The organism is Wenyingzhuangia heitensis (assembly GCF_011762155.1).
In the GTDB taxonomy this organism is placed as follows: Bacteria; Bacteroidota; Bacteroidia; order Flavobacteriales; family Flavobacteriaceae; genus Wenyingzhuangia; species Wenyingzhuangia heitensis.
In genome coordinates this window covers 1,240,525-1,265,060 of record NZ_JAASQL010000001.1, presented here as the reverse complement: position 1 = coordinate 1,265,060, position 24,536 = coordinate 1,240,525, and the positions used below count along the sequence as shown (strand labels likewise).

General features: G+C 31.7%; 15 protein-coding genes. 5 read left to right on the top strand and 10 right to left on the bottom strand.

The features are described 5' to 3' along the window. Positions 1-17: 17 nt before the first annotated feature. From FHR24_RS05385 to FHR24_RS05350, 8 genes are all read right to left on the bottom strand, one after another. Positions 18-1,589 (bottom strand): RagB/SusD family nutrient uptake outer membrane protein, encoded by a 1,572-nt coding sequence (locus FHR24_RS05385; RefSeq protein WP_167184984.1) that lies wholly within the window; start codon positions 1,587-1,589, stop codon positions 18-20. Positions 1,590-1,598: 9 nt separating this feature from the next. After that, complete coding sequence (locus tag FHR24_RS05380) at positions 1,599-4,766, bottom strand: SusC/RagA family TonB-linked outer membrane protein (protein WP_167184981.1); 3,168 nt, start codon at positions 4,764-4,766, stop codon at positions 1,599-1,601. Between the two features lie 359 nt (positions 4,767-5,125). After that, complete coding sequence (locus tag FHR24_RS05375; protein WP_167184977.1) at positions 5,126-7,909, bottom strand: helix-turn-helix and ligand-binding sensor domain-containing protein; 2,784 nt, start codon at positions 7,907-7,909, stop codon at positions 5,126-5,128. A 94-nt stretch (positions 7,910-8,003) separates the two neighbouring features. Beyond that, entirely contained in the window at positions 8,004-10,481 is a 2,478-nt protein-coding gene (locus tag FHR24_RS05370; RefSeq protein WP_167184974.1) for a T9SS type A sorting domain-containing protein, read from the bottom strand. 331 nt (positions 10,482-10,812) lie between these two features. Further along, positions 10,813-13,272, bottom strand: a complete 2,460-nt coding sequence (locus FHR24_RS05365; RefSeq protein WP_167184971.1) for a T9SS type A sorting domain-containing protein — start codon at positions 13,270-13,272, stop codon at positions 10,813-10,815. Positions 13,273-13,528: 256 nt separating this feature from the next. Then, positions 13,529-13,909, bottom strand: coding sequence for a rhodanese-like domain-containing protein (locus tag FHR24_RS05360; RefSeq protein ID WP_167184968.1), 381 nt, complete (start codon positions 13,907-13,909; stop codon positions 13,529-13,531). Positions 13,910-13,912: 3 nt separating this feature from the next. Next, complete coding sequence (locus FHR24_RS05355; protein ID WP_167184965.1) at positions 13,913-15,319, bottom strand: MBL fold metallo-hydrolase; 1,407 nt, start codon at positions 15,317-15,319, stop codon at positions 13,913-13,915. Positions 15,320-15,387: 68 nt separating this feature from the next. Next, entirely contained in the window at positions 15,388-17,109 is a 1,722-nt protein-coding gene (locus FHR24_RS05350; protein WP_167184962.1) for a SulP family inorganic anion transporter, read from the bottom strand. Positions 17,110-17,255: 146 nt separating this feature from the next. On the opposite strand from FHR24_RS05350, the gene serB reads away from it, so the two are divergent. Beyond that, the gene (gene serB / locus FHR24_RS05345) at positions 17,256-18,485 is read left to right on the top strand and encodes a phosphoserine phosphatase SerB (RefSeq protein ID WP_167184959.1); all 1,230 of its coding nucleotides are present in this window, start codon (positions 17,256-17,258) and stop codon (positions 18,483-18,485) included. Positions 18,486-18,543: 58 nt separating this feature from the next. Here serB and FHR24_RS05340 read toward each other — a convergent pair whose 3' ends face one another. Continuing rightward, the gene (locus tag FHR24_RS05340; RefSeq protein WP_167184956.1) at positions 18,544-19,170 is read right to left on the bottom strand and encodes a Crp/Fnr family transcriptional regulator; all 627 of its coding nucleotides are present in this window, start codon (positions 19,168-19,170) and stop codon (positions 18,544-18,546) included. A gap of 195 nt (positions 19,171-19,365) precedes the next feature. Here FHR24_RS05340 and FHR24_RS05335 point away from each other — a divergent pair, with 195 nt between their 5' ends. The 4 genes from FHR24_RS05335 (at position 19,366) to FHR24_RS05320 (ending at position 23,299) form a co-directional block, all read left to right on the top strand. After that, complete coding sequence (locus FHR24_RS05335; RefSeq protein ID WP_167184953.1) at positions 19,366-19,560, top strand: hypothetical protein; 195 nt, start codon at positions 19,366-19,368, stop codon at positions 19,558-19,560. A gap of 50 nt (positions 19,561-19,610) precedes the next feature. After that, positions 19,611-19,772: a hypothetical protein gene (locus FHR24_RS05330; protein WP_167184950.1), complete on the top strand. Its 162-nt coding sequence runs from the start codon at positions 19,611-19,613 to the stop codon at positions 19,770-19,772. Positions 19,773-19,832: 60 nt separating this feature from the next. After that, positions 19,833-20,000: a hypothetical protein gene (locus FHR24_RS05325; RefSeq protein WP_167184947.1), complete on the top strand. Its 168-nt coding sequence runs from the start codon at positions 19,833-19,835 to the stop codon at positions 19,998-20,000. A gap of 218 nt (positions 20,001-20,218) precedes the next feature. Then, positions 20,219-23,299: a VPS10 domain-containing protein gene (locus FHR24_RS05320; RefSeq protein ID WP_167184944.1), complete on the top strand. Its 3,081-nt coding sequence runs from the start codon at positions 20,219-20,221 to the stop codon at positions 23,297-23,299. A gap of 83 nt (positions 23,300-23,382) precedes the next feature. On the opposite strand, the gene FHR24_RS05315 is transcribed toward FHR24_RS05320, so the two are convergent. Next, positions 23,383-24,510: an MBL fold metallo-hydrolase gene (locus FHR24_RS05315; protein ID WP_243846502.1), complete on the bottom strand. Its 1,128-nt coding sequence runs from the start codon at positions 24,508-24,510 to the stop codon at positions 23,383-23,385. Positions 24,511-24,536 lie beyond the last annotated feature (26 nt).

The window sequence follows — 24,536 nt, the reverse complement described above, 5'->3', positions numbered from 1 at the left end:
AATCTTAATCTGTATTCTTAATAGTTTGGATTTTGTCCCCAAGTAGTTACGGCATTTGCCAATTCTAATTCAACTAAAGGAATAGGAAACACTTCATTTTTGTTTTCCTCAAAAGTAATTTCTCCAAATTCGTTTGGTTTGGTCGCATTGTAACTTGCAAAAGCGGCACTGGCTTTTCCTGTTCTTACCAAATCAAAAAATCGGTGTCCTTCTCCTGCCAATTCAACACGTCTTTCTGCATAAATTGCCTCTAACAAATTAGATTCTCCATTAAAAGGATAATCATGAGTATTGTTCCCAAACGCTCTTGCTCTCACTTGGTTTAAATAAGTAATAGCATTTCCTGTGGATCCATTGCTTTGCACCTCTGCCTCAGCAGCCATTAGTAATACATCTGCATAACGAATAGCTCTGTAATTATTATCGTAGTTTAAAGGGTCTGAACCGGCTCTTGTACTTTCATTAGCTTGTGTAGGAAGGTATTTTTTAGAAAAATAACCCGTGTTTTCTCTACTAGCCGTATACTCTCCTGCTGCGGGTGCTAAAATGGTTACATCTCTTCTTAAATCTCCATTTTCAAAAGCATTGTATAATTGTTGTGTTGGCAAACTAAATCCCCAACCTGCTTTGTAAGTAGCTCCTGTAAAATCTCTTGGAGCATTGTTTTGTGGTAAATAATTTCCCTCACTACATTGGATACAATCCCAACCTGCACCTTCAATACTTGTGTACTGAACTTCAAAAACAGATTCCACTCCGTTCTCTCCGCTTTTTTCGAATAAAGTTGAAATATCTGCTAGTGTATATTCTCCACTATTAATTACTGTATTTAATTGATTTACTGCGTTTTCAAACTGAGTATTATCAAACGTACCGTGATACAAATACACTTTACCTAACAAAGCTTGAGCAGCTCCTTTGGTAATTTCATATTTTTCATTTTGAGTTACGGGTAAGTTTAAAATAGCTTCTTTTAAATCTTCCTCTATCAAAGCATATACTTGTGCAATGCTTCCTATACGGTTTACATCATATTGTTCACCAATTCTAATTCTTTTATCCTGAATTCTAGCAACACCATCTCTTTCTTCTACCGCCAAAGGAATATCTCCAAAGAATTTTGCCAATTCAAAAGTAAAATAGGCTCTTAAAAAATATGCTTGTGCTATAATTTCATCTCTTCCTTCAAATGCAGTTTTATCTTGAAACTCTAACACATAATTAGCTCTACCCATTGCTGCGTACATAAACTTCCAAACATCTCTTAATTGGTTGTTGTCTGCTGGAGTTTGATCCATTTTATCTATTCTTTGTAAAGTAGGCTGATCGTAATTGTTTGCATCTCCACCTACAATAATATCATCTGCAGCTCCTGCAACTGTTAATATGTTTACATAGGTAGACTGTAACATGTCGTAAGCACCTATTAGTGCTTTTTCATATTCTTCTTCTGAATTAAAGTATTCATCTGAGACTGCACCTACAGGTTCTAAATCATTTATAAAATCATCACAACCCACTAACGTATAACCAAACATTACGCTTAACGTTAGAATTTTACTGTATTTTTTTAGTTTATCTATTTTCATGGTAATTCTTTAAAAAGTTAAGTTAAGTCCCAAAATGTATGTTGTTGCAACAGGGTAAAAACCTCTGTCTATTCCAGCTCCAATAGGATCTCCTTTTCCGTCTGTCCCTGATCCAGAAGCAGAAGGATCGTATCCTGAATAATCTGTAAATGTGTGTAGATTATTTGCAGACAAAAACAACCTTGCTCTATCTACTCCAATTTTTTCTAGTATTTTTTTATCAAAATTGTAACCTATTTGTACGTTCTGAATTCTGATATACGAAGCATCTTCTACATAATAATCTGAAAACAAATCTGTGTTGATAGAAGCCCCTGTAGTAGCTCTAGGAACTGTATTACTTGGGTTTGTAGGTGTCCATCTATCTAAAACTCTTGTGCTTTTATTTGCCAATAAATTTAAACGTTCATAATCTCTAACCATTTCGTTTCCAAAAGAACCGATAGCTGATGCACTAAAATCTATGTTTTTGTAGGTAAACCCTAAGTTTAAACCTGCTGTTAAATCTGCAATAGGGTCTCCAATATCTGTTTTGTCTTCTTCAGAAATAACACCATCTCCGTTGGTATCTACAAATTTTAAATCTCCAACTCCTGCTCCAGAATGGTACTCATTGTCTGGTGCATTTGCGTTTAAAGCATCTATTTCTGCTTGATTTTGATAAATTCCATTGGTTTTATATCCGTAGAAATACCCCAAAGCATGACCTGCTTCCATACGAGATGGAACAATACCTGTACCTACACCAAAAGCACCTCCTTGTTCAAAACCAGCTAAGTTTCCTACATAAGTAACTTCGTTTTTAAGGGTTGCAAAGTTTAAACTAGCATTAAACTTAAAATCTTTAGACAACTGGTCTCTATAAGAAACTAAGAACTCTACTCCTGAATTTTCTACAGAACCTGCATTGATGAACGGTGCACTAGAACCAATTCCTGCAACTCCTGTTAAGGCAGATGATTCTGCACTAATCAATAAATCATCCGTTACTTTTTTAAATACATCTGCAGTAAACGTTAATCTATTTTTTAACAAGGATAAGTCTATACCAAAGTTTGCAGTGGTTGTAGTTTCCCATTTTAAAGATGGATTTCCTAATTTACCTTCGGCAACTCCCACTAATAAATCAGATATTTCATCTTCTTCATTAGTACTATACGTTCCTTCTCCGTCTAACAAACCTACGTAAGGAAAATCTCCGTCTATTCTATCGTTACCAATAGTACCATAACTTCCTCTTAATTTTAAAGAACTTATGTTTTTATGATCCTTTAAAAATGCTTCGTCTGATAAATTCCATCCTAAGGATATTGATGGGAAATACCCTACGTTATTCCCTTTGTTAAATTTTGAAGAGGCATCTCTACGAAAAACTGCAGATACCAAGTATTTTTCTTTGTAATTGTACTGTAGTCTTGTAAAAACAGATTGCAATCTGTTTTTAAATTGGTTAGCACCAGATTCAATATCTGCAGGCTGGTAACGCGGGTTTACAGTTTCTGAATTTGCAATACTTGCTTGTTCGTATGTATTGTCTCCATTTTTTAAACCAATTCCTGTTTGCCCTTTATACTTACCTCTAAACTCCACCATTTCATGACCTAAAAGCACTGTTAAGTTGTGAACATCATTAAATGTATTTTGGTACGTGATTATGTTATTCCAAGTATAATCGTCAAAAGTATCTACGTTTTCTACATATTCATTATTATTAATTCTACTTAAAGATTTGTTTTGCCCCATAAACACAAGAGGTCTAAAAGTTTCAATATCTACCGTAGCATGGTTCATTAAATATTTACTTTTTACTGACAAATGATCTGTAAAACTATATTCTGCTGAAATTGTTGGACTTATTTTATTGATAATATCCGTGTCATACGTGCTCGCCATTTGAGACAAAGGGTTTGACACCTCTATCGCTCCTGTTTGTACAATACCATATCCATTTCTAAGTTCTTCAAAACCTACATCTGCCAAAGGAGTTGGATCTACGGGTAATGTAAAAGGATCTGCATTTATAGCGTTGTATAATACCGCTCCAATTCCACCTTCTTGTAATTTGTTTTTTTGCGAACGTGTGTAAATAGCTGTTGCCGCTAATTTTAATTTATCAGTAACATCATATTGAAGATTGGTTCTAGCTGTAAACCTGTTGTAGTTAGATTTGTCTCCCCCTACAATTCCGTCTTGTGATAAAAAAGATGTCCCAAAAGAATACGCTAATTTTTCTGTACCTCCACTAGCTGTAAGATTTACATCATAAGATGGAGCTAACTCAAACACCTCATTTTGCCAATCTGTGTTTGGCAATGCATTAACAGCACTAACATTTGTGTCGTATACCAAACCTGTAGTAGGATGGATAAAATATCTATCCGTTCCGGTAGCCTCATTAACATAAGCTGCCAAACCTTTAGCATCTAATAAATCTAACTCGTTACTTGTTTGCTGTAAACTATAGTTAGCTGTTAAATTAAATTTTAGATCACTTTTTTTACTACCTGTTTTGGTCTCTATTAAAATAACTCCGTTAGCAGCACGTACTCCATAAATACCTGCCGTTGCATCTTTTAATACATTTACACTTTTAATATCATTTGGATTAATTACAGACAAATCTGTAATAGGGTTTCCATCTACTAATATTAAAGGTCTACTATCACCGTTTGTAGAAACTCCTCTAATTCTAATATTCATTCCGCTACCAGGAGCACCTGATGTTGAAGTAATATTAACACCAGAAACTTGTCCTTGCAAAGCCTGCTCTACCCTTGTAGGGTTTAAGGCTTCTATTACTTCAGCATTTACTACCGAAACAGCTCCTGTTACTTCTTTCTTTTTTTGAGTTCCGTAACCAATTACCACTACTTCTGATAAAGATTCTATGTCCTCCTCTAACTGTATATCTAAATTACTTGAGGCAACAGTTATTTCTTGAGGAGTATATCCTAAATAACTTATTTTTAAAATTTGACCGTTAGTTATATTAGAAAGTTTGTACTCTCCATCAAAATTAGAGTAAGTACCTTTTGTTGTCCCTTTTACTAGTACACTAACACCTGGTAAAACGTCTCCCGTTTTTAAATCAGTAATAATTCCAACTACATTTTTCTCTTGAGAGTAAGAAAAGAACGATATCATTAATAATGGAATCAAGTAAATGAGTTTTTTCATGTTTATAGTATTAAAATTGCATTTATCACAAATTTAACAGCTATTAAATGATAATTTAATAAAACAAGCCCCTACAAAAAACATACAACATGTTTTATTTACCTACTAGTAGGGTTTGCAAAGGGTTGTTATAGTTAAAAAAAGTCTCTTTTTTAATTTTGTAGTGGTACTGTAGTGGTATTATACAATAGTGTAGTGTATAAAACACTCATAAAACACATACAAAACAACTCTTTAAAGAAAGACAACCGCTAAAAAGAAAACAGATGTATTGTATAAACAATACATCTACCAAAGAAAAAGCCTTCCTTTTTATTTCTAAAAAGGAAGGCTTTTTCTTAATTATATAAATTTAAAGGCTATATAGCCAATATGTAATCGGTTAAATTTTGATCTCCAGATAAGTTCATCTTTTTTCTTAATCTATATCTTTTAACCTCTATACTTTTAGGCGATATATTTAACAATGGAGCAATTTCTTTAGAAGAAAGGTTTAGTCTTAAATAAGCACACAATCTTAAATCATTAGAAGTTAATACAGGATGAAGATTTTTAATTTTTTTCACAAAATCTTTGTCCGCATTATTAAAAGCTTCTTCAAATAACTTCCAGTCATCAACATTATTTAAACTTTTATCAATAATTTTCACAACATTGTTAATGTTTTTTTGCTCTCCTTTTAACAACTCTTCCTTAATCGTGTTTAAGAGTTCATTCTTCTTAATAATATTCATAGTAGAACCTGCTAACTCTTTACTTTTTAATTCAAAATCTTCTTCAAGCTTTTCATTCTCTAAAAGTGTTAACCTTTTTTCATTTTCTAATTTATGAAATTCTAATTCTCTTTGTTTTTCTATCAATAATTTTTTTCTCTGTTTGTTGTATCTTCTATTATACATAGTGTGCATAAAAACAGAAAATAAAACCATTACAATTACATATAAAAGTAGCATTGGTGTAGAAATATACCAGGGCATTTTAATTTTAAAAGAATAGTTTTCTATATTATTTGTTAAAATACCATCTACCTTAGCTCTGATAGATAATTTATAAGATCCAAATGGAATGTTTTTTAATAGAATTTTACTATCGTTAGACCACGGACTCCAAAGATTACTTAGTCCTTTTAATTTGTATTGATATTCTACTTGAGTATAGTCATTAAACACAGGAACACTACAATAAAACTCAAAATTGTTGTTCTTATTCTCAAAACTAATTTCATCTTTTAAATGAACATTGGCAAACTGCTGATTAAAGGATCCGTTTTTTATTTGATTAACTTGAACTTTATAATCTTGTTGTTGACTTGTATTGTTAGGCTCTAAAGTTATATACCCATTAGAGTTTCCTAATAAGTATTTTTGATTAGGTAAATAACTAATGTTTTCAAATCCAGTAGCTCCTTTTCTTAATTTTAAAGGAATGGATATTCTGGTAACAATTGGTTTAGAAGTTAATCCTCCTTGTTCTATACAAATTACTTCTTTTTTGGAAAACCCCCATAGTTTATCTTTTGCATCTGTTTTTATTAAAACTCCTGAAATATAGTTTTTAGAAGACCAAAGACTAGACAAAATACTATCTTTTAGAAAAATTGATTTTTCTGTATTGTATTGATACACTCCCTCTTTATAGGAATATAAAATATGATCTTTATATTTTATTAAAGAAGAATGTAATCCTTTAGAAATATTGCCAATAATAGAGATATTAGAAACTTGGGTTAATTCTTTATCTACCGTTAGTTTATAAATTCCTTTATATTCGTGATTCACAAAAATGGTATGATCATTTAAAAACTCAAAAGACCTACTAGAAATATTAAATCCTTTTATTTTATTTTTCAACCCCCACTTTCCGTTTACTTTTTGAAACACATACAATCCTGAATAGTTCCCTTGTAAAAAGGTAGACGAGGACAAAGGTTTTATGTTCCACGTTCCTGCAATTTCACTTATCAATTCTACTCTATTGTTTTTTACCAGATAAGTTCCAGAGTTGTGTCCACAAAAAAGAGTATCTTCTATTATTTTTAATTCCCATACCTGTCCCCCTGTTTTGGGTAACATTTTAAAATCTTCTTTAGAATTGTATTTTTTACTAAACAATCCCTGATTGGTACCTAAATAAATTCTATCCTGATAAACTACCGATGTGTATACGGTACCAATAATTCCATTTAAGTCTTTATAAACTTTAAACGGAGTATTCATATCTATCACATTTACTCCATCATCTAAACCTAACCAAATATTCTGTTCGGCATCCTCAAACAAACTTAAAACAGTATTGTTACCCAGTCCTTTTTTTTGATTAATACAAAGTGTAATTCCCTCTTTTTGATGAACTATAAATACCCCATTAGATATAGTTCCCAATACTAAGTTGCCATTTTTTAATTTACAACTACTGTAAATCGTATAGGATTCTATTTGCTTATTTATTTCAGGATTCCAAGCTATTAATTGTTCCTTTTCTAACTTAAAAACTCCATTATTATTTGTAACACAAACCAACGATCCGTTTATAGTATGCAAGCCAACAACAATACTTTTTAATATTTTTTCTGAATTAGAGACCAACTTAGGAATCCCTTTTTCTAATTTATAAATTCCTTTGTTTAATTCCTGATAATACAATATGTTATCTACCAAATACATGTGTAGTATTTGTGTTGACGATTCTATTAACTTGTATTTATTTGTTTTTAAATTATACAAATAAATTCTTTGCAAGGATTGAAAAATAACCCACCCCTCTACTTCTTCTATTTTCCAAAATTGTTCATCTTCTAACAACTCAATTTCATCGGATAATGAAGTATAAACTAGAGCTCCTTTTATATTTTTTTGCCAATAACCAAAACCATTGTAAAATCCCCCAAATATTTTATCATCAATTACATTAATAGCTCTTAAAATAGTCTCGTTGGGTGTAGGATACAAGCTCCAAACAGCACCATCAAACTCTAATAGTCCTTTATTATTTGCTACATAAACATGTTTATTCTTCCCTTGTGTAATAGACCAATTTTGATTTTCTGCATGATAATCTTTAGCCGTATAAATACTAATTGGAGGCAACTCTTGCGAAAAAGAAATTGTAGTAAACACTAAAAAGAAGAAAATAAAAACACGCATTTGTATAAGTATTTAGAAGAAATATTAAAATATAAAAAAAGAGCTATATAGTATAGCTCTTTTTAATATTTAATCTAAATTTTCCTTTTAAATGCTACTTTATTATTTTTTTTAGCACTCTTCCTTCTTTGTATTTGATTTCTAAAAGGTAAACTCCCGAAGCTAAAAAAGTAGTATTTATATAATTTTCTGTTTCTTTTTTTGCTTTAATTTTTTGAGAAAAGACAACACTACCATTAAAATCAAGAATTGTTATAAGCACCTCAGCACCTGCTTTAATCTCTGTACCTAAAGTAATCCCTAATTGATTTTTAAACGGGTTAGGAGATACACTAATTTGTTGTTTAGCCTCTTTTAAATCATCAATATTTAAACCACTATTACTAGGATTTGCCAAACTATCAAAAGATGCATTGGTTAAACTTGACCCTGCATTAAAAACTCTCTCTTTTTGCCAATTTGCCTCTCCTTCCCAAGCTCCAATAGTTGGATTTGCTTCTGTAGTAATTCCAGAAATAACATCACCTCCATTATTGTATGTGGAACCTAATATCAATCTAAGATTTCCATTTACTGCATCTACATAATGTGCTCCCGGATTTGTTTCTGAAACAGCTCTATTTTTAGCACTTACAATACTTACATTATAAGGAGCATCATCAGCAGCTTGTGTAAACTCATAAAAATCGGACTTATATAATTTATTTGCTTGTCCTGCACCTGCATCAATATAATTTTCTTTGTCATTTACATACAAGTTATTTTTCATTTCTAAGGAATTAACACCTCCTCCTGTTTGCCAAAAACTAATAAAACGACTATAGTCCCAAAAAGTATTGTTGTAATAATTCATTTTTCGGGTTAATGTTTTAGTTCTTGGTCCCATATAAGCCACCGCATTAATATTTCTTGTACTTTCAGGGTTTCCACTACCATCTAACCTTACACTTGTATATTCATCATTATTATCATACGTTAAATTATGATGTACTGTATAATTCTCAGAGTCCTCTAAATAAAAGGAAATCAGGTATTTTTTATTACTATAATCTTGCGGATCATAAGCAGGAATTCCTTTCATTCCATGAATTTTATTCCACGCTATTACAGTGCCTTGCATATTTAAAGCCTCTGATTTTCCTGTACTGGTAAACATAATAGCTCCTGCATCTTCTCCTAAAGACATAGCTCCATAAAAATCATTATCTACAATTTTTGCGTATACAGACTCTGTAGTTCTTATATGAAAACGTGATGCTTTTCCAAATGTGTTTTTAGTTATCTGGGTATTGTTACCATTATTTTCTACAGCAATGGTAAACTGTCCCATCCATCCAATATCCTCTATGTAACAATTATTAACAATAGAGTTATCGGAACCTTTTAAAATAATAATTCCACTTCCCCAAGTATGCCCAATATAACAACTATCAAAAGTAGTGTTATCTGCATTGTTTAATAAAATCCCTTGTCTAAAAGAACCATATGTTCTTCTGTATTGATAAGGTGATAAATAAGTAAATGAGCAATTGCTTATTGTTGTTGCATTTGCATTTTTTAGCTCAACCTCTCCTACTTTAAAATTTATATTTTCTACAGTAACATTATTTGCTTGTACTTTTAATACATATTGTCTTCTTTGAATTTCGAAATTTTTACCAGAAACGGTTCCTCCCTCAGGCTTGTAATACATTTTATTTTCTGTTTTTTTCCAGAACCACTCTCCCTCATAGTCTAATACAGATAAATCCATTACATAACCAAAACCTTCAGGTTGACCTACCGCAGCATCTCCTCCCCAAACATTTCCTTGAGTATTTAACGATTTAAAAGTAACCATTCTATCATTGCCTCCAGGAGCTCTTGTAACTTGTCCCCCGTCTTGAGAGTATGAAAAAATATTGTTTCTCAACTTTCCTATAAAACCTCTTACAATAGCTTCATTTGTAAATGTTACATCTGGCAGTTTAGGAGTTCCGTTATGCCAAGAAAAAGTTATTTGACCTGTTTGATTTACTCCTGCAGGTTTACTTCCGTTTAACAATACTGCAAAACCAGTACTTTGATCTCTAGGATCCATCATTTCTCGGTTAGAACCAATAATATAATTTTTATAAGCAGAGGTATTGTTAGGAAATCTTGCAATTTGTTTATGCTGTCCCTCTACTATAAGTTGTGTAAACTTAGTTTCAACCTGATTTGTACTTAAAGCTAATTCAAAAATTCCATCACCGTCCGTGTCACTCCAACTAGAATCTCCATACCAATTGGCACCAGAAACAATTACTTTATCTCCATCTTTGGGTCTAATAGTAATGTTATTAACTGTTGCTATAATGGTTTCTCTATAAACTCCCTCATGCAATACTAAATGATCACCTGGGCTAATTAAACCATTATTAAACACATAGTTAATTGTTTTATAGGGAGCCGATGAAGTTCCTCTATCTGTTAAAGCATCAGTTCCCGTTTTTGCTACATGGATATTAGCTGAAAAAGAAATAAAACTAATAAAGAGTAATACATATAAGGGTAATTTTTTCTTAAAAAACACATGGTAGTTGTAATTCATTGTAACTATTTATTTTGATTAGTTTGCTAAAACTAGCAAACAACTCTTAATTTATTAGCTACACATGTCTAGAGTATAATTTATGTAAACTCCAAAGCCTTTTTTTATCTGTTAATACGCAATATTGTATCCTTTGTAGAGTTGATGTCTAGTTTAGAACACAAACCCAAAACAACATATATTAATAAAAAGACAATTAATTTAAAATATCTTTACAAAAACAACTATAAAATTATCTATATATCACCTAAAACAACAAAAAACAAACAATAACATTTATCTATCACACAAGAAATATAACGAACCTAGTTGAAACTGAATTTTAAAAAAATTATTTCATTATTTTTTTAAAGATTATCCCTCCCTTATATTTAATTTCTAACAAATAAATTCCAGAAGCTAAAAAAGAAGTATTTATAGAATTTTCTATCCCTTGTGCTACCTTCATTTTTTGAGACAATACTACACTACCATTAAAACTTACAATAGTTATCAATACTTCAGTTGCATCTTTAACATCGGTTCCAAAAACAATATTTAATTGATCTTTAAACGGGTTAGGATATACCTCCAACTGCTTGTCAAAATCCTTAAAATCATCAACACTCAAACCACTATTTGGGTTTGCCAAACTATCAAAAGATGCATTGGTTAAATTTGACCCTGCATTAAAAACTCTTTCTTTCCACCAATTGTTACTTCCTTCCCACGCTCCAATTGTAGGATCTGTTTCTGAAGTAATATTAGCAATTGTGACACCTCCAGAATTGTATGTCGAACTAGATTTTAATCTAAAATTTCCGTTAGCAGCATCTTGATAATGATCTGCTGCACTGCTTACGTATTTAATTTGTTCTGTAGTTACATTATAATTTAAAGGAGCTACTGCTATCGCTTGTGAAAAGTTATACAAACTAGTTTCAGAAATACTACCTACCAAACTAGGTTTTCCGCTCATTAAAATATTGTTTTTGTATTGTAAATCGTTTACACCTCCACCATCATGTTGCCAAAAAGTTAAAAAATTATCGTAGTTCCAAGCTGTATTGTTGTAGTAATACATTTTTCTTGTTAGGTTTCTGTTTCTAGGACCTAAGTACATAACATCACCTTTACTTTCTGTATACTCAGGTGTCACTCCATCACTTTGTAATCTTTTACTTGTATAAGTATCCCCTTTTATATTGTAAACTATATTATGATGTACAGTATAATTGTCTACATCTTCTAAATACAACGCAACAACTTTTTGCCTTTTGTATATTGGTGTAGTATCATAGGCTGGAATTCCTCTTAAATCATGAATTCTATTCCAAGCAATTAAGGTTCCGTTCATATTTAACTGTGCTGATTTACCAGTACTTGTAAACATAATAGACCCTGCATCTTCTCCCATAGCCATAGCTTCATAAAAATCATTATCTGTAATTTTTGTGTAAACTGATTCTGTGGTTCTAATATGAAAACGAGAAGCTCTACCAAACGTATTGTTTGTAATTTGTGTATTGTTTCCGTTATTTAATAACGACACGGTAAATTGTCCCATCCAACCAATATCTTCTATAATAGAATTGTTTATAACAGTATTATCAGATCCTGGTTCTACAACAATTCCGCTTCCCCAAGTATGGCCAATATAACAACTTTCAAAAGTAGTATTGTCTGCATTACCTAACACAATCCCTTCTTTTAAAACACCATAAGTTCTTCTGTAATGGTATGGAAATAAATACGTAAAACTGCAATTGCTAACGGTTAAGTTTTGTGCATTTTTAACCTCCATAGTAGCCGCTTTAACATGTATTTTTTCAATAGTTACGTTATTGGCTTCTACCTTTAATGCATATTTTCTTTTTTTAACCTCAAAGTTTTTTCCAGTTACGGTTCCTCCTACAGGCTTATAATATAAAGTGTTTTCTGTTTGTTTGTAAAACCATTCTCCTTCATAATCTAACACCGATAAATCCATAATGTATCCAAAACCTTCTGGTGCTGAATAAGCATCTGTTTTTCCCCATGAATTCCCTTGCTCATTAAAAGATTTAAAAGTCACCATTCTATCATTATTCCCACTTGCTCTAGTAACCTGTCCTCCATCTTGAGAGTATGAAAAAATATTATTTCTCAATTTTCCAATAAACCCTCTTACAATGGCTTCGTTGGTAAAAGTTACATTTGGTAATTTAGGAGTTCCATCATGCCAAGAAAAAGTTACTTGACCTGTTGCATTGGTTCCTGCTGGTTTGCTTGCATTTAACAACACTGCAAAACCACTTTTTTGATCCAATGGATTCATCATTTCTTTATTACTACCAGAAATATAGTTTTTAACAGCTGTTGTATTGTTGGGAAATCTTGCTATTTGTTGATGTACACCGTCTACAAATAATTGAGTAAAATCAGTTTCAACTTCATTTTTATTCAAGGTCATTTTAAAAACTCCAGGTCTGCTACCGTCTGCTTGCCAGCTAGTATCTCCATACCAATTGGCTCCAGAAATGGTTACCTTGTCATCTTCAAAAGGTTTAATTGTAACTCCGCTTGTATTTACAACTACTGTTTCTCTATACACTCCTGCATGAATAACCACTATATCTCCATTACTAATTAAATTGTTATCAAAAACATAGCTAATGGTTTTATAAGGATTAGAAGAAGCTCCTCTTCCTGTAGGTGCATTTACACCCGTTTTGGAAACGTGTATTTCTGCGGCAAAAGACAGTATTGTGCTAAATAGCATGATACAAAATGCTATTCTTCTCTTAAAAAAAGATAGGTAGTTGTTTTTCATTTTAGATGTTTGTTTGGTTAGTTTTATAAAACTAGCAAACAACAACTCACTTATTAGACACAAATGGTTTTGAGTATATTTTTAATAAACACGAAACTCTGATTTAAAGCAATTTCAGCTATTTATATCCAATTTGTACAGTTTACATCTAGTTGTCACTCCTACCAAAAACCAAACATACTTCAAAAAACACATTAAAAAAAAACAAAAAACTTAAAGAAATAGGTTAAAAAAAATCAAATTATTAATAAAGTGATTATTTTAACCATTCTATATATCCTCCTTTTAAATCGTAAATATTTACAAAACCGCTATTTAACATTTGGTCTAGAGCTTTTAAACTCCTTTTACCAGAACGACAATAAATATAGGTTGGTTTATTTTTATCTAAAGTTTCTATTTGTTCTTTAAATTTATTTTGAGACAATACATTTATATTTATTGCATTCTTAATATGGCCTGTATTAAATTCTTTTACGGTTCTTACATCAACAATCTGAATTTTATCTTGCCTCAAAGCTTTTTTAAACTCTATAACAGACAATCTACTTTCTTTTAATTGATGTTCTTTAAATTTTTGAAATACAAACCATACAACTATAATAGCCGCTATAATGATATAAATTATTTGTTTCATCTTTTATAATGTTGACGGGCAAACATATGCCGTTTTAGGAATTGTAGATTCTTTAATTTTTGCAAAACCACCTGCAATATCTACAAAATTATGAATTCCTCTACTTTTTAAAATAGAAGCAGCAATCATACTTCTATAACCTCCTGCACAGTGGATATAAAAGTTTTCTTCTGATGGAAATTCATTTAAATGATTGTTTAAATCATCTAAAGGAGTATTTTTTGCAGCCTCTATTCTTTCCGATAAAAATTCACTGTTTTTTCGTACATCAAAAACTGGAGTTTCTTTATTTATAATTGTTTCTAAGGCAGCTGCCGTTATTTGACGAACCATATCATATTCTCTTCCTGATTGTACCCAAGTTTTAAATCCGCCTTTTAAATATCCTAAAGTATTGTCAAAACCTACACGAGACAATCTTGTAATAGTTTCTTCTTCTCTACCTTCTGGAATTACCAATACAATTGGTTGCTTTACATCACCTATTAAAGCACCAACCCATGGAGCAAAACTACCATCAATACCTATAAATATAGATTGAGGAATGTGTCCTTTTGCAAATTCTTCTTGAGACCTAACATCCAATACCAAAGCACCTGCTTCGTTTGCCAATTGTTCTAATTCTTCTGGAGACAGCCCATGTGTACCTTGTTTTATTACTTCAGCAATATCTTCATACCCCTCTTTGTTCATTTTAACATTTAAAGGAAAATATTGTGGAGGAGGCAACAAACCTTCTGTTACTTCTTTTACAAACTCAGCTTCGGTCATATCTGCTCTTAACGCATAATTATTCTTTTTTTGATCTCCTAAAGTTCCTTTGGTTTCTTTACTTAAGTTTTTTCCACAAGCAGAACCTGCTCCATGTCCTGGATAAATAATTAAATCATTGGACAACGGCATTATTTTAGTTCGTAAACTTTTATACAAAGTTGCGGCTAGTTGGTCTTGAGTCATGTCTGCTGCTTTTTGAGCTAAATCTGGTCTACCTACATCTCCTAAAAACAAAGTATCTCCTGTAAACAAAGCATAATCTTCTCCATTTTCATCCTTTAACAAATAAGTGGTAGATTCCATAGTATGCCCCGGTGTGTGCAAAGTAACAAGAGTTACATTTCCCACTTTAAATTCTTGCTGATCTTTTGCTATAATTGCATCAAAAGTTGGATTTGCATTAGGACCATACACAATAGGTGCTCCTGTTTTTTTTGATAATGTTACATGTCCGCTTACAAAATCTGCATGAAAATGAGTTTCAAAAATATACGTAATGCTAGCGTTGTTTTTGGTAGCCATATCAATGTAAGGTTGTACCTCTCTTAACGGATCTATAATTGCTACCTCTCCATTACTTTCTATATAATAAGCTCCTTGAGCCAAACACCCTGTATAAATTTGTTCTATTTTCATTTTTTCTACTTTTTTGTATTTCAAAAATACGTTGGTTTTTACTTAACTACAGTAACATAAGTTATACTCTATTTTACTGTTTGCTGGCATATTTTGTTTTGCAAATCATCTTTACAAATAATCCCGTCAAAACAATCTACAGCTTCATAAGTTCGTACAAATAAACTTTCCTTCCCTAAAACTGCTATCAGTCCATTGTTAAACAAAACATCTCTAGTAGGACCAATAGCTCCTGTAATAAAAAATTGAATATTTTGCCCTTTTAATTGTTCTATATATTTTATCAACATTGCATTAGCACTGCTATCTATATAGCTAATAGATTCCGCATTAAGAATAACAGCTTTTAATGTTTTCTTTTTTTGGTGGATTAATGCCTCTAATTTTTTCTTAAAAAAATCTTTATTTCCAAAAAATAGCTGAGCATCAAAACGTATAATTAGCAAATCATCTCTATGTTTTACTTGCTCATTAAACCTTTCTATATTCTTAAAATAATTACTACCATCTATTCTTGCCAACACAGCAATATGTGGTTGTGAGGTTCTGTAAATCATTACTACCAATGATGCTAAAATCCCAATTAAAATTCCTTGTGTAATACCTACAAACAGCGTAATGATAAAAGTAGCTATCAATAAAAAAAACTCATCTCTATTTTGGTTCCACAATTGAAATGGTAATTTAAAATCGATTAATTTATAAACTGCCACCATAATCATAGAAGCTAAAACGGCACTAGGTAGATAATAAAACAAAGGAGTTAAAAACAACAATGTCAACCCTATAACCAAAGCACTTACAATGCTAGAAAAACCTGTATTTCCCCCTGCCTGATTGTTTACGGCTGTTCTAGAAAAACCTCCTGTGGTAGGATATGATTGAAACAATGAACCTATAATATTAGAAGTTCCTAAAGCTACCAATTCTTGATTGGCATCTACATGATAATTTTCTTCATTCTCTTCTAAAGATTTAGAGACCGAAATGGCCTCCATATAAGCAACCAACGCTAAGGTTAATGCCAAAGGTGTTAATTCTGAAAATGGAATATTTTGAAGGCTCGGAAATTTAAAAGAAGGCAATCCTTTAGGAATGTTTCCCACAATTTTAACTCCTAGCAGATGCAAATCAAAAAAATAAACAGCAAATGTTCCTAAAACAACCACAACCAATGCTGATGGTATCTTAGGTAAATATTTTTTTAACAATACAATTACTACTATTCCCAAAAAGCTAATCAATAAGGTTATTAATTGTGTTTCTGACAGATGTATAAAAACTTCTGTTAATAACAAATGTAATTTAGAACTCCCATGTATAGAAATTCCTAAAAAATGTTTTAACTGACTTAATCCTATTACAATAGCCGCTGCCGATGTAAAACCACTAATTACAGGTTTTGATAAAAAATTAACTAAAAAACCCAATCTTAAAACTCCTAGCAACAACTGAAAAACTCCCATAAATAAGGACAAAAATATTGCCATTGCAATATAATTCTCTATTCCTGTAACACTTAAAGTTCCTAAACTTGCGGCTACCAATAAAGAATCCATAGCTACGGGACCTACAGACAACTGTCTAGAAGTTCCCATTATAGCATAAATTACCTGTGGCATTAAAGCAGCATACAATCCAAAAACAGGAGGTAAACCTGCAATCATAGCATAGGCCATTCCTTGTGGTATTAACAAAATACCTACAGTAATACCCGCAACAACATCACCATAAATAAATGCTCTTTTATAATTAGGCAACCAATTTAAAATAGGGAAATATTGTTTCATAAAGAGTTTTAAATATAGCTACAAAACTAAGTTGATTATACCCCATTCACAGTAACAAAAGTTACACTAAAAAATTATGCAGATTACTTTGTGTATATCAGCTAGATTGGGCATTTTTACACTTTTAAAACAAACACTACTTCCCTATGGCAAATGCGCAAAAAGAAGTCATCTTATTAAAAGTTTCAGGACAAGACAAACCTGGAGTTACAGCGGGTTTAACCTCTGTTTTAGCACAATACAAGGCTAATATTTTAGATATCGGTCAGGCAGATATTCACGATACTTTATCTTTAGGATTGTTATTTGAAGTTCCTGCAGGAAACGACTCTGCTCCTGTTTTAAAAGATTTATTATTTAAAGCTTATGAACTTGATATAAAGGTGAAGTTTATCCCTATCTCTATAGATGATTACGAAAACTGGGTAAAAGCACAAGGAAAGCCTCGTTATATTGTTACTATTTTAGGAGAAACTTTGGCAGCTGCACAAGTATCTGCCGTTACAAGAGTAATGGCAGAGGAAGACTTAAATATTGATTCTATTAAGCGTTTAACAGGTAGAACTTCTTTAATAGAAAACAATGAACAACCTCGTTCTTGTATTCAATTATCTGTAAGAGGTGAAGTTAAAAACAAAGAAGCCATGACTTCAAAATTCATGGAAATTTCTAGAAACTTAAATGTGGATTTATCTTTTCAAGAAGATAATATTTACCGTAGAAATAGACGTTTGGTTTGTTTTGATATGGATTCTACTTTGATACAAGCAGAAGTTATTGATAAATTGGCTGAGTTAGCTGGTGTAGGTGAAGAAGTTTCTGCAATTACAGAATCTGCAATGCGTGGCGAAATTGATTTTAACACTAGTTTTAAGAAACGTATGGCTATGTTAGAAGGTTTAAGTGAAGATGTTTTACGAGAGGTTGCCGTTAATTTACCTATTACCAAAGGTGCTCATCGTTTGTTTAAAGCTTTAAAATACTACGGATTTAAAACCGCTATTTTATCAGGTGGATTTACCTATTTTGCTCATTATTTACAAAAAGAATTAGGTATTGATTATGTACACGCTAATCAACTAGAAATTAAAGACGGTGCTTTAACCGGTGGGTATGTAGGTGAAATTGTTGATGGTAATAAAAAAGCTGAATTTTTAAAAGCAATTGCAAAAAAAGAAGGAATTCATATTAATCAAACAATTGCTGTTGGTGATGGTGCTAACGATTTACCCATGTTAAATCTAGCAGGTTTAGGAATTGCTTTTCATGCAAAACCTAAAGTAAAAGAAAGTGCAGAAAGCTCTATTTCTAGTTTAGGATTAGATGGTGTATTGTATTTACTAGGTTACCATGATAGACATATTGATTTGATGTAAAACAGATTGTAATATTATAAACAAAAAACTCTCTTAATTATTTTAAGAGAGTTTTTTGTTACAAAACGTTTAAAGAATTCCTGTGTAATTCTATAATTCCTTGTTGTTCTAACTTTTTTAACAATCTACTAATAACAACTCTAGAGGTATGCAGTTCATATGCTATTTCTTGATGTGTACTTTTTATTGTAGTACTTCCCGTAACAGCTACTTTATCTTTTAAATATTTTAACAGACGTTCGTCCATTTTTTTAAAAGCAATATTATCTATCGCTTCTAACATCTCCATCAACCTATTATGATAACTATTTAACACAAAGTTTCTCCAACTTTTATATTTCCCTATCCATTCATCCATCTTTTCTACAGGAACCATAAGTAGCTTTGTATCTAATTCTGTAACTGCTTTTATTTCACTTTTTTTATTTCCTGTACAGCAACTCATCGTCATAGCACAAGTATCGCCCTTTTCTAAAAAATACAAAAGCAATTCATCTCCTTCATCATCTTCTCTTAAAATCTTAATAGCTCCATCAATTAACAAAGGCATAGATTTTATGTATTGCCCAATATTCATTAACGTAGTACCTGCTTTTACTTCTTTAATGGTTCCTACGTTACTAATTTCTTGCAATAATTCTTTTTCAAAAAGATACCCATAATGTAATTCTAACTCTGTAATCATATTCGTTATTTAACTAGATTATTAAAAATATCAAAATATATACTAGAAATGCCTAAACCAGACTAAAAAACATATAAAAATTAAGTTACCCTGTGATAAAAAGATGAAACCAACCTGTTAAAACACAGTTAGTTTACTGTCAGTCTTTTATAGCTTTACTATATGGAATATTACTAATATTTAAAATTCAAAATTATGAAGTATTTAAACAAAAACATCGAAGAAATTGGTAAAAGATCTAATGAAAAATCATTAGTAAATCGTTCAACATCATGTGGAATATTTCAAAACCATGACTTTAATAGTCCTGCTGTAAAAAACACACTTCAAAATAAAAAAACGGACTCTTCTAAAGTAGAAACAGAGTCATTAAATTATCTTTTTATTTAATTTAAGATGTATTCTGACTAAAAATAACAACCTTTTAAATATATACAATTATGAGCTATTTAAACAAAAGCATTGAAACCTCTTCTAAAAAAGTAAGTAATACTTCTTTAGTAAATCGTTCTTTATCAGATGGTATTTTTAAAACTTCTGACTACAATATTTTTCTTGTAAAAGAATCTGGATTAGGAGTACGATCTTTATCTTGTAGTTAAAACCTATTTCTTTTTGTGTAAGTTTACGTTATAAATAATGACTCATTATAAAAAGAAACCATGAAGTATTTAAGCAAAGACATAGAGGCATTATCTAAATTACAAAATAACAGATCTTTGGTTAGAGCCAATACATCTTGTGGTATTTTTCAAGACACAGACTACACAAAAGACACAGGTAAACTTTACCATCAACAAAAAATAGAAACCTTAAAACCTAAAAAGTAGAGTCTTTAACAAAAGACTCTACTTTTTAGGTTTTAACCAAACAAACAACAAATAAACTGAACAAATCTAAACAAATAAAACCTTTTTTTATAAAAAGTTAATCATTTGTACTATTCATTAAGCTTCCTCTTTTCCTTTCTTTTTTAAATCCTCTTTATTTTTGATTGTTAGCTCTAGATAGAATTATAACTATTTAGAAAATCTTTAAACCTTCAAAAATGACATACAAAAAACTAAATTTTGTACTTTTTATTTTTATAATTCCTTTTTTGTCCACCAGTCAAGAAACTGCATCTAGCTTTTTCAACCGCCTACAAAATGAACCTGTGGTTTCAGAAAACTCAATTATTTGGAATCAAGTAGGACCAGGTAATGCTGGTTTTGCCAATTTAATTAGATACCACCCTACCATTCCCGGATTGGTAGTTGAATGTCCTGACATGTGGAATATTTATCAATCTAACAACAACGGACAACAGTGGGAAAGTATTAAAGATTACGATGGAAATGGAGATTTTTACCACATAAGAGATTTGTATTATTCTCCCAGTGATACCAATTTTGGATTAGCTATAGAATCCTCTAGGTTATGGAAAACTACTGATTTAGGAAAAACTTGGACAAACATAACGCATTGTCCTTGGTACAAACAAGATAGTAATGGATATGATAAAAGTGGTTGGGAAAAAAAAGTTGCTTCTTTGGCAATAGATCCTAATGATAAAAATATTTGGTTTGTAGGCGGTGGTTCTAATGTTAGAGGTCAAGAATGGTTGTCTTGCTACCAACAAATTACTGCTGCTGCCCCTCACGGACTCTCTGCAACCAACGAAGGTAAATTATGGAGAACTACCAATGCAGGTGCTAGCTGGACTTTGGTTAATTCTGGTATAAACACAAAGGCACAAATAGGTAGAATTATTGTGAATCCTAACAACTCACAACAAGTTTTTGCTTCTTCTAACTATGGCTTGTATCGCTCTAATAATGGAGGAACTACTTGGACAAATATCTCATCTGGTCAACTAGACAATGAAATTATTATGGACATGGATTTTTACTACAATACAACTACAAACAAATTTACGTTATACGCAATAGACCAGACACAGTACATCCCCAATGGTAATACAACAAACTGTACAGGAGGAATTTTTAAATCTAACGATAACGGAACTACTTGGACAAATATTACAGGGAATTTAGGATTAGATATCAATCAACTTACAGGAGGTACTGCTGCAAATTATTACAAATACATTTCGGCATGGTTTGAGATTTCTGAATCTGAGGCAAAAACAACCTATCCCACTTTACCAACCCAAGCTCTACAAATTTTTAACATGATAAGTACAGACCCTAGTAGGGATGGTGCTTTGTATATTGGTTTTGCAGATCCACAAACAGCAAACTCTATTGTACCAGGTAGATTATGGACCACTAGTAATGATGGTACTAAATGGACTAACACAGCAAGACTTTACGAACATGTATGGGAAGCTGACAAAGATTATTGGACTTCTAGAGGCAATCCATATCATGAAAATATGACGGTAGGACATTCATCACCTCACCAGCAATCTGGAAATAATTATGCTTTGCGTTCTATGCGTGGATTAGATGTAGGAGTTGATGGTAGTGTAATGATTATTTCTGATCACAGTACCATGTTAAGTACAGATAACGGAGTTAGTTGGCAACAAGTTGATGAAGATTATACCGCTAACGGAAATATTATAGGACACGGAAATAGTAATTTACCCGCTTTAGATATTGCACAAGATCAGCGTTACGAAACCGCTATTTTAGGTTCTGGTGAACATAGAGTCTGGATTCCTACCAACGATAGTCCTGATAATAGACAAGCTTTAAAATATATAAAAAGTGCACAACAAACCGTAATCACTATAGCTTTTGATCCTTATGATGCACAAACTATTTATGGTACCTCTAGCAGACAAGCTGAAAAACAAAATATTTTTAGAAGTACTGATGGAGGTCTAACTTGGTCTAACTACGGTGTTGCCACACCAGCAACCAACGCTTGGGGAGATGATTTTTACACCAACGCACTAACTGTAGACCCTATAGATAATAAACATTTATACTTTGGTATTACCGATATTAAAACAGCATCCAAACAAAGCATGGGAGGGTTTTATTATTCTGATGATTATGGTAAAACTTTTTCTACAAGAAACAACGGCCTGCCAAGTCCTGTTAGAGTAGAAGATATTGCTTTTGATCCAAGAGATGACTCTAAGCAATCTTTATTTGTAGCAGCAGAAAAAAGCACATTCAGTCAAATTATTCCACTAGCAAATGGTGGCTTATATCACTCAACCAACAGAGGTGAAAGCTGGACTAAAATAAACACACCTTCTTCTATAGAGGGAGTCAACAAAATTGTATTTGATCACACCAACAGAATGTATATTACCACAGGCTATAGAGGTAATGGTAATGGTGTTTGGTATACGGATAATTTTGGCGAAAATTGGAATCAAATTTTTAATTATGATGGTGCAGAGCATATCGATGTTTCTCCGTATGATTCCAATTTACTAACCGTTACCGTAGAACATTTGGCATTAAACCCTGGAGTATATTACAGTAAAAACAGAGGATTAACTTGGGAAAAGAATAACACTAATATTGCTTCTCCTAACCACATAGAAGACATCCGTTTTGATCTAAAAAATCCATCAGAAATATGGATGGCTACGCTAGGTAGTGGTTTTTACAAAGGTAAAATTAAAGATGGTGAAAACATTCAAGTTATTGATGTTACTCCCAACGCAGTAGAATACAACAGCGGTGGAAAAATTCAATTATCAGCACAAATTATCCAACACGAATTTGATCGTGAAACAATTATCTGGAAGTCAGAAAATCCTTCTGTAGCAACCGTAAATCAGAGCGGATTGGTTACTCCAATAAAAAAAGGTAATGTTAAAATTTGGGCAACTGCTGTTAATGGAAGATACTCAGACTATTCAACAGTTGTTATAAAAGAAGAACCCAATCTTTCTACTCCAAATATCAACTCTACTACCAATGTTACTATTTCGCCTAATCCGTTTGTAAATACAATAAACATTGCGTTACCCAACAGCAATAATGATGATTCTTTAGAAGTAAAAATACATTCTACAGTAGGAGCTTTAATCTACAACCAAACACACTCTCTAATAAATAATCAGGTAAATTTTACCATTCCTAATTTGCAAAAAGGAGTCTATATTATTTTTTGTCAAAACTCATATATAACCCAAGCTGCTAAAATTTTTAAAAACTAATCCTAATAGGTAAGCCTATCAATATATTAAGACAAGACATAACTTAAAAAAAGAGGTTCATTTTACAAAATGAACCTCTTTTTTTATTCTTCAATATTTTTCCACCAATTGGCATATTTACTAATTGAATCTTTTACTATAATTGGCTCTCCTATTTTGGGAGTAATCACTTTTAGGTTTAACTCTTTGGCTTTTAATTGAACACGCTCTACAGGATCTGTCCATGTGTGTAATGCTAATTTAAAACCTGCCCAATGAATTGGTATTATTTTTTTTGCTTGCACATCTATTCCTGCCTGTGCAGTTTCTTCGGGCATCATATGAATGTCTGACCACATCTCATTATACTGTCCACATTCCATCATCGCCAAATCAAAAGGACCATACTTATTTCCTATTTCTTTAAAATGATTGGCATAACCACTATCTCCACTAAAATAAATATTCTCTTTTTTTGATTGAATTACCCAAGAGCTCCACAAAGTACTTTGTCCGTTACTCAGTTTTCTTCCAGAAAAATGTTGTGCAGGGGTACAAACTAAATTCAATTCTTTAAAATTAACTTCTTGCCACCAATCCATTTCAGTTATTTTGGTTTCATCAATTCCCCAAGCTTTTAAGTGTGTGCCCACTCCTAAAGGTGTATAAAAATGATTTGTTTTGTGTTTTATTTTTAAAACCGATTCATAATCTAAATGATCGTAATGATCATGAGAAAAAACAACAGCATCTATCTCTGGTAATTTATCAATATCTAAAGGAAAATCGCTATTAAAACGATCTCCTCCCAACAACGGATGTGGGGCTGCTACTTTTCCAAACATAGGGTCTATTAATATATTTTTCCCATCTATTTGCAATAAAAAAGCAGAATGTCCAAACCAAACCAATCTTGTTTCTCCTTTGTAATTTGCCACTTCATTTGCTTCTAATTTATCAACTTTTAAATTTTTAGCAGGACGACTGTTAGGTACTTTTGTGGTAAAAAAAGTATAGGCTAATTTTATGTTTTCAGAAAAACTTAATTTTTCAGGAACTGGATTTGTATTCTGAAATTTTCCATCTTTAAATTGTTTTGATTGTTTATAAATCAATTGTGCTTCTTCAGAAACATCTCCTCCAAAACTTGGATAAAATTTATTAAATGCTATATATGCTACAATTAGGAAACCTATAATTAGTAAGATTGTTATCATTATTTTCTTTATCATTTATTTAAATTGATTTAGTAGTTTTC

Bases quoted from the DNA above. Each gene is read 5' to 3' on its own strand.
- FHR24_RS05315 (WP_243846502.1), bottom strand. From the start codon at position 24,510: ATGATAAAGAAAATAATGATAACAATCTTACTAATTATAGGTTTCCTA.
- FHR24_RS05340 (WP_167184956.1), bottom strand. From the start codon at position 19,170: ATGATTACAGAGTTAGAATTACATTATGGGTATCTTTTTGAAAAAGAA.
- FHR24_RS05370 (WP_167184974.1), bottom strand. From the start codon at position 10,481: ATGAATTACAACTACCATGTGTTTTTTAAGAAAAAATTACCCTTATAT.
- FHR24_RS05360 (WP_167184968.1), bottom strand. From the start codon at position 13,909: ATGAAACAAATAATTTATATCATTATAGCGGCTATTATAGTTGTATGG.
- FHR24_RS05325 (WP_167184947.1), top strand. From the start codon at position 19,833: ATGAAGTATTTAAGCAAAGACATAGAGGCATTATCTAAATTACAAAAT.
- FHR24_RS05320 (WP_167184944.1), top strand. From the start codon at position 20,219: ATGACATACAAAAAACTAAATTTTGTACTTTTTATTTTTATAATTCCT.
- FHR24_RS05385 (WP_167184984.1), bottom strand. From the start codon at position 1,589: ATGAAAATAGATAAACTAAAAAAATACAGTAAAATTCTAACGTTAAGC.
- FHR24_RS05335 (WP_167184953.1), top strand. From the start codon at position 19,366: ATGAAGTATTTAAACAAAAACATCGAAGAAATTGGTAAAAGATCTAAT.
- FHR24_RS05350 (WP_167184962.1), bottom strand. From the start codon at position 17,109: ATGAAACAATATTTCCCTATTTTAAATTGGTTGCCTAATTATAAAAGA.
- FHR24_RS05330 (WP_167184950.1), top strand. From the start codon at position 19,611: ATGAGCTATTTAAACAAAAGCATTGAAACCTCTTCTAAAAAAGTAAGT.
- FHR24_RS05355 (WP_167184965.1), bottom strand. From the start codon at position 15,319: ATGAAAATAGAACAAATTTATACAGGGTGTTTGGCTCAAGGAGCTTAT.
- serB (WP_167184959.1), top strand. From the start codon at position 17,256: ATGGCAAATGCGCAAAAAGAAGTCATCTTATTAAAAGTTTCAGGACAA.
- FHR24_RS05375 (WP_167184977.1), bottom strand. From the start codon at position 7,909: ATGCGTGTTTTTATTTTCTTCTTTTTAGTGTTTACTACAATTTCTTTT.
- FHR24_RS05380 (WP_167184981.1), bottom strand. From the start codon at position 4,766: ATGAAAAAACTCATTTACTTGATTCCATTATTAATGATATCGTTCTTT.
- FHR24_RS05365 (WP_167184971.1), bottom strand. From the start codon at position 13,272: ATGAAAAACAACTACCTATCTTTTTTTAAGAGAAGAATAGCATTTTGT.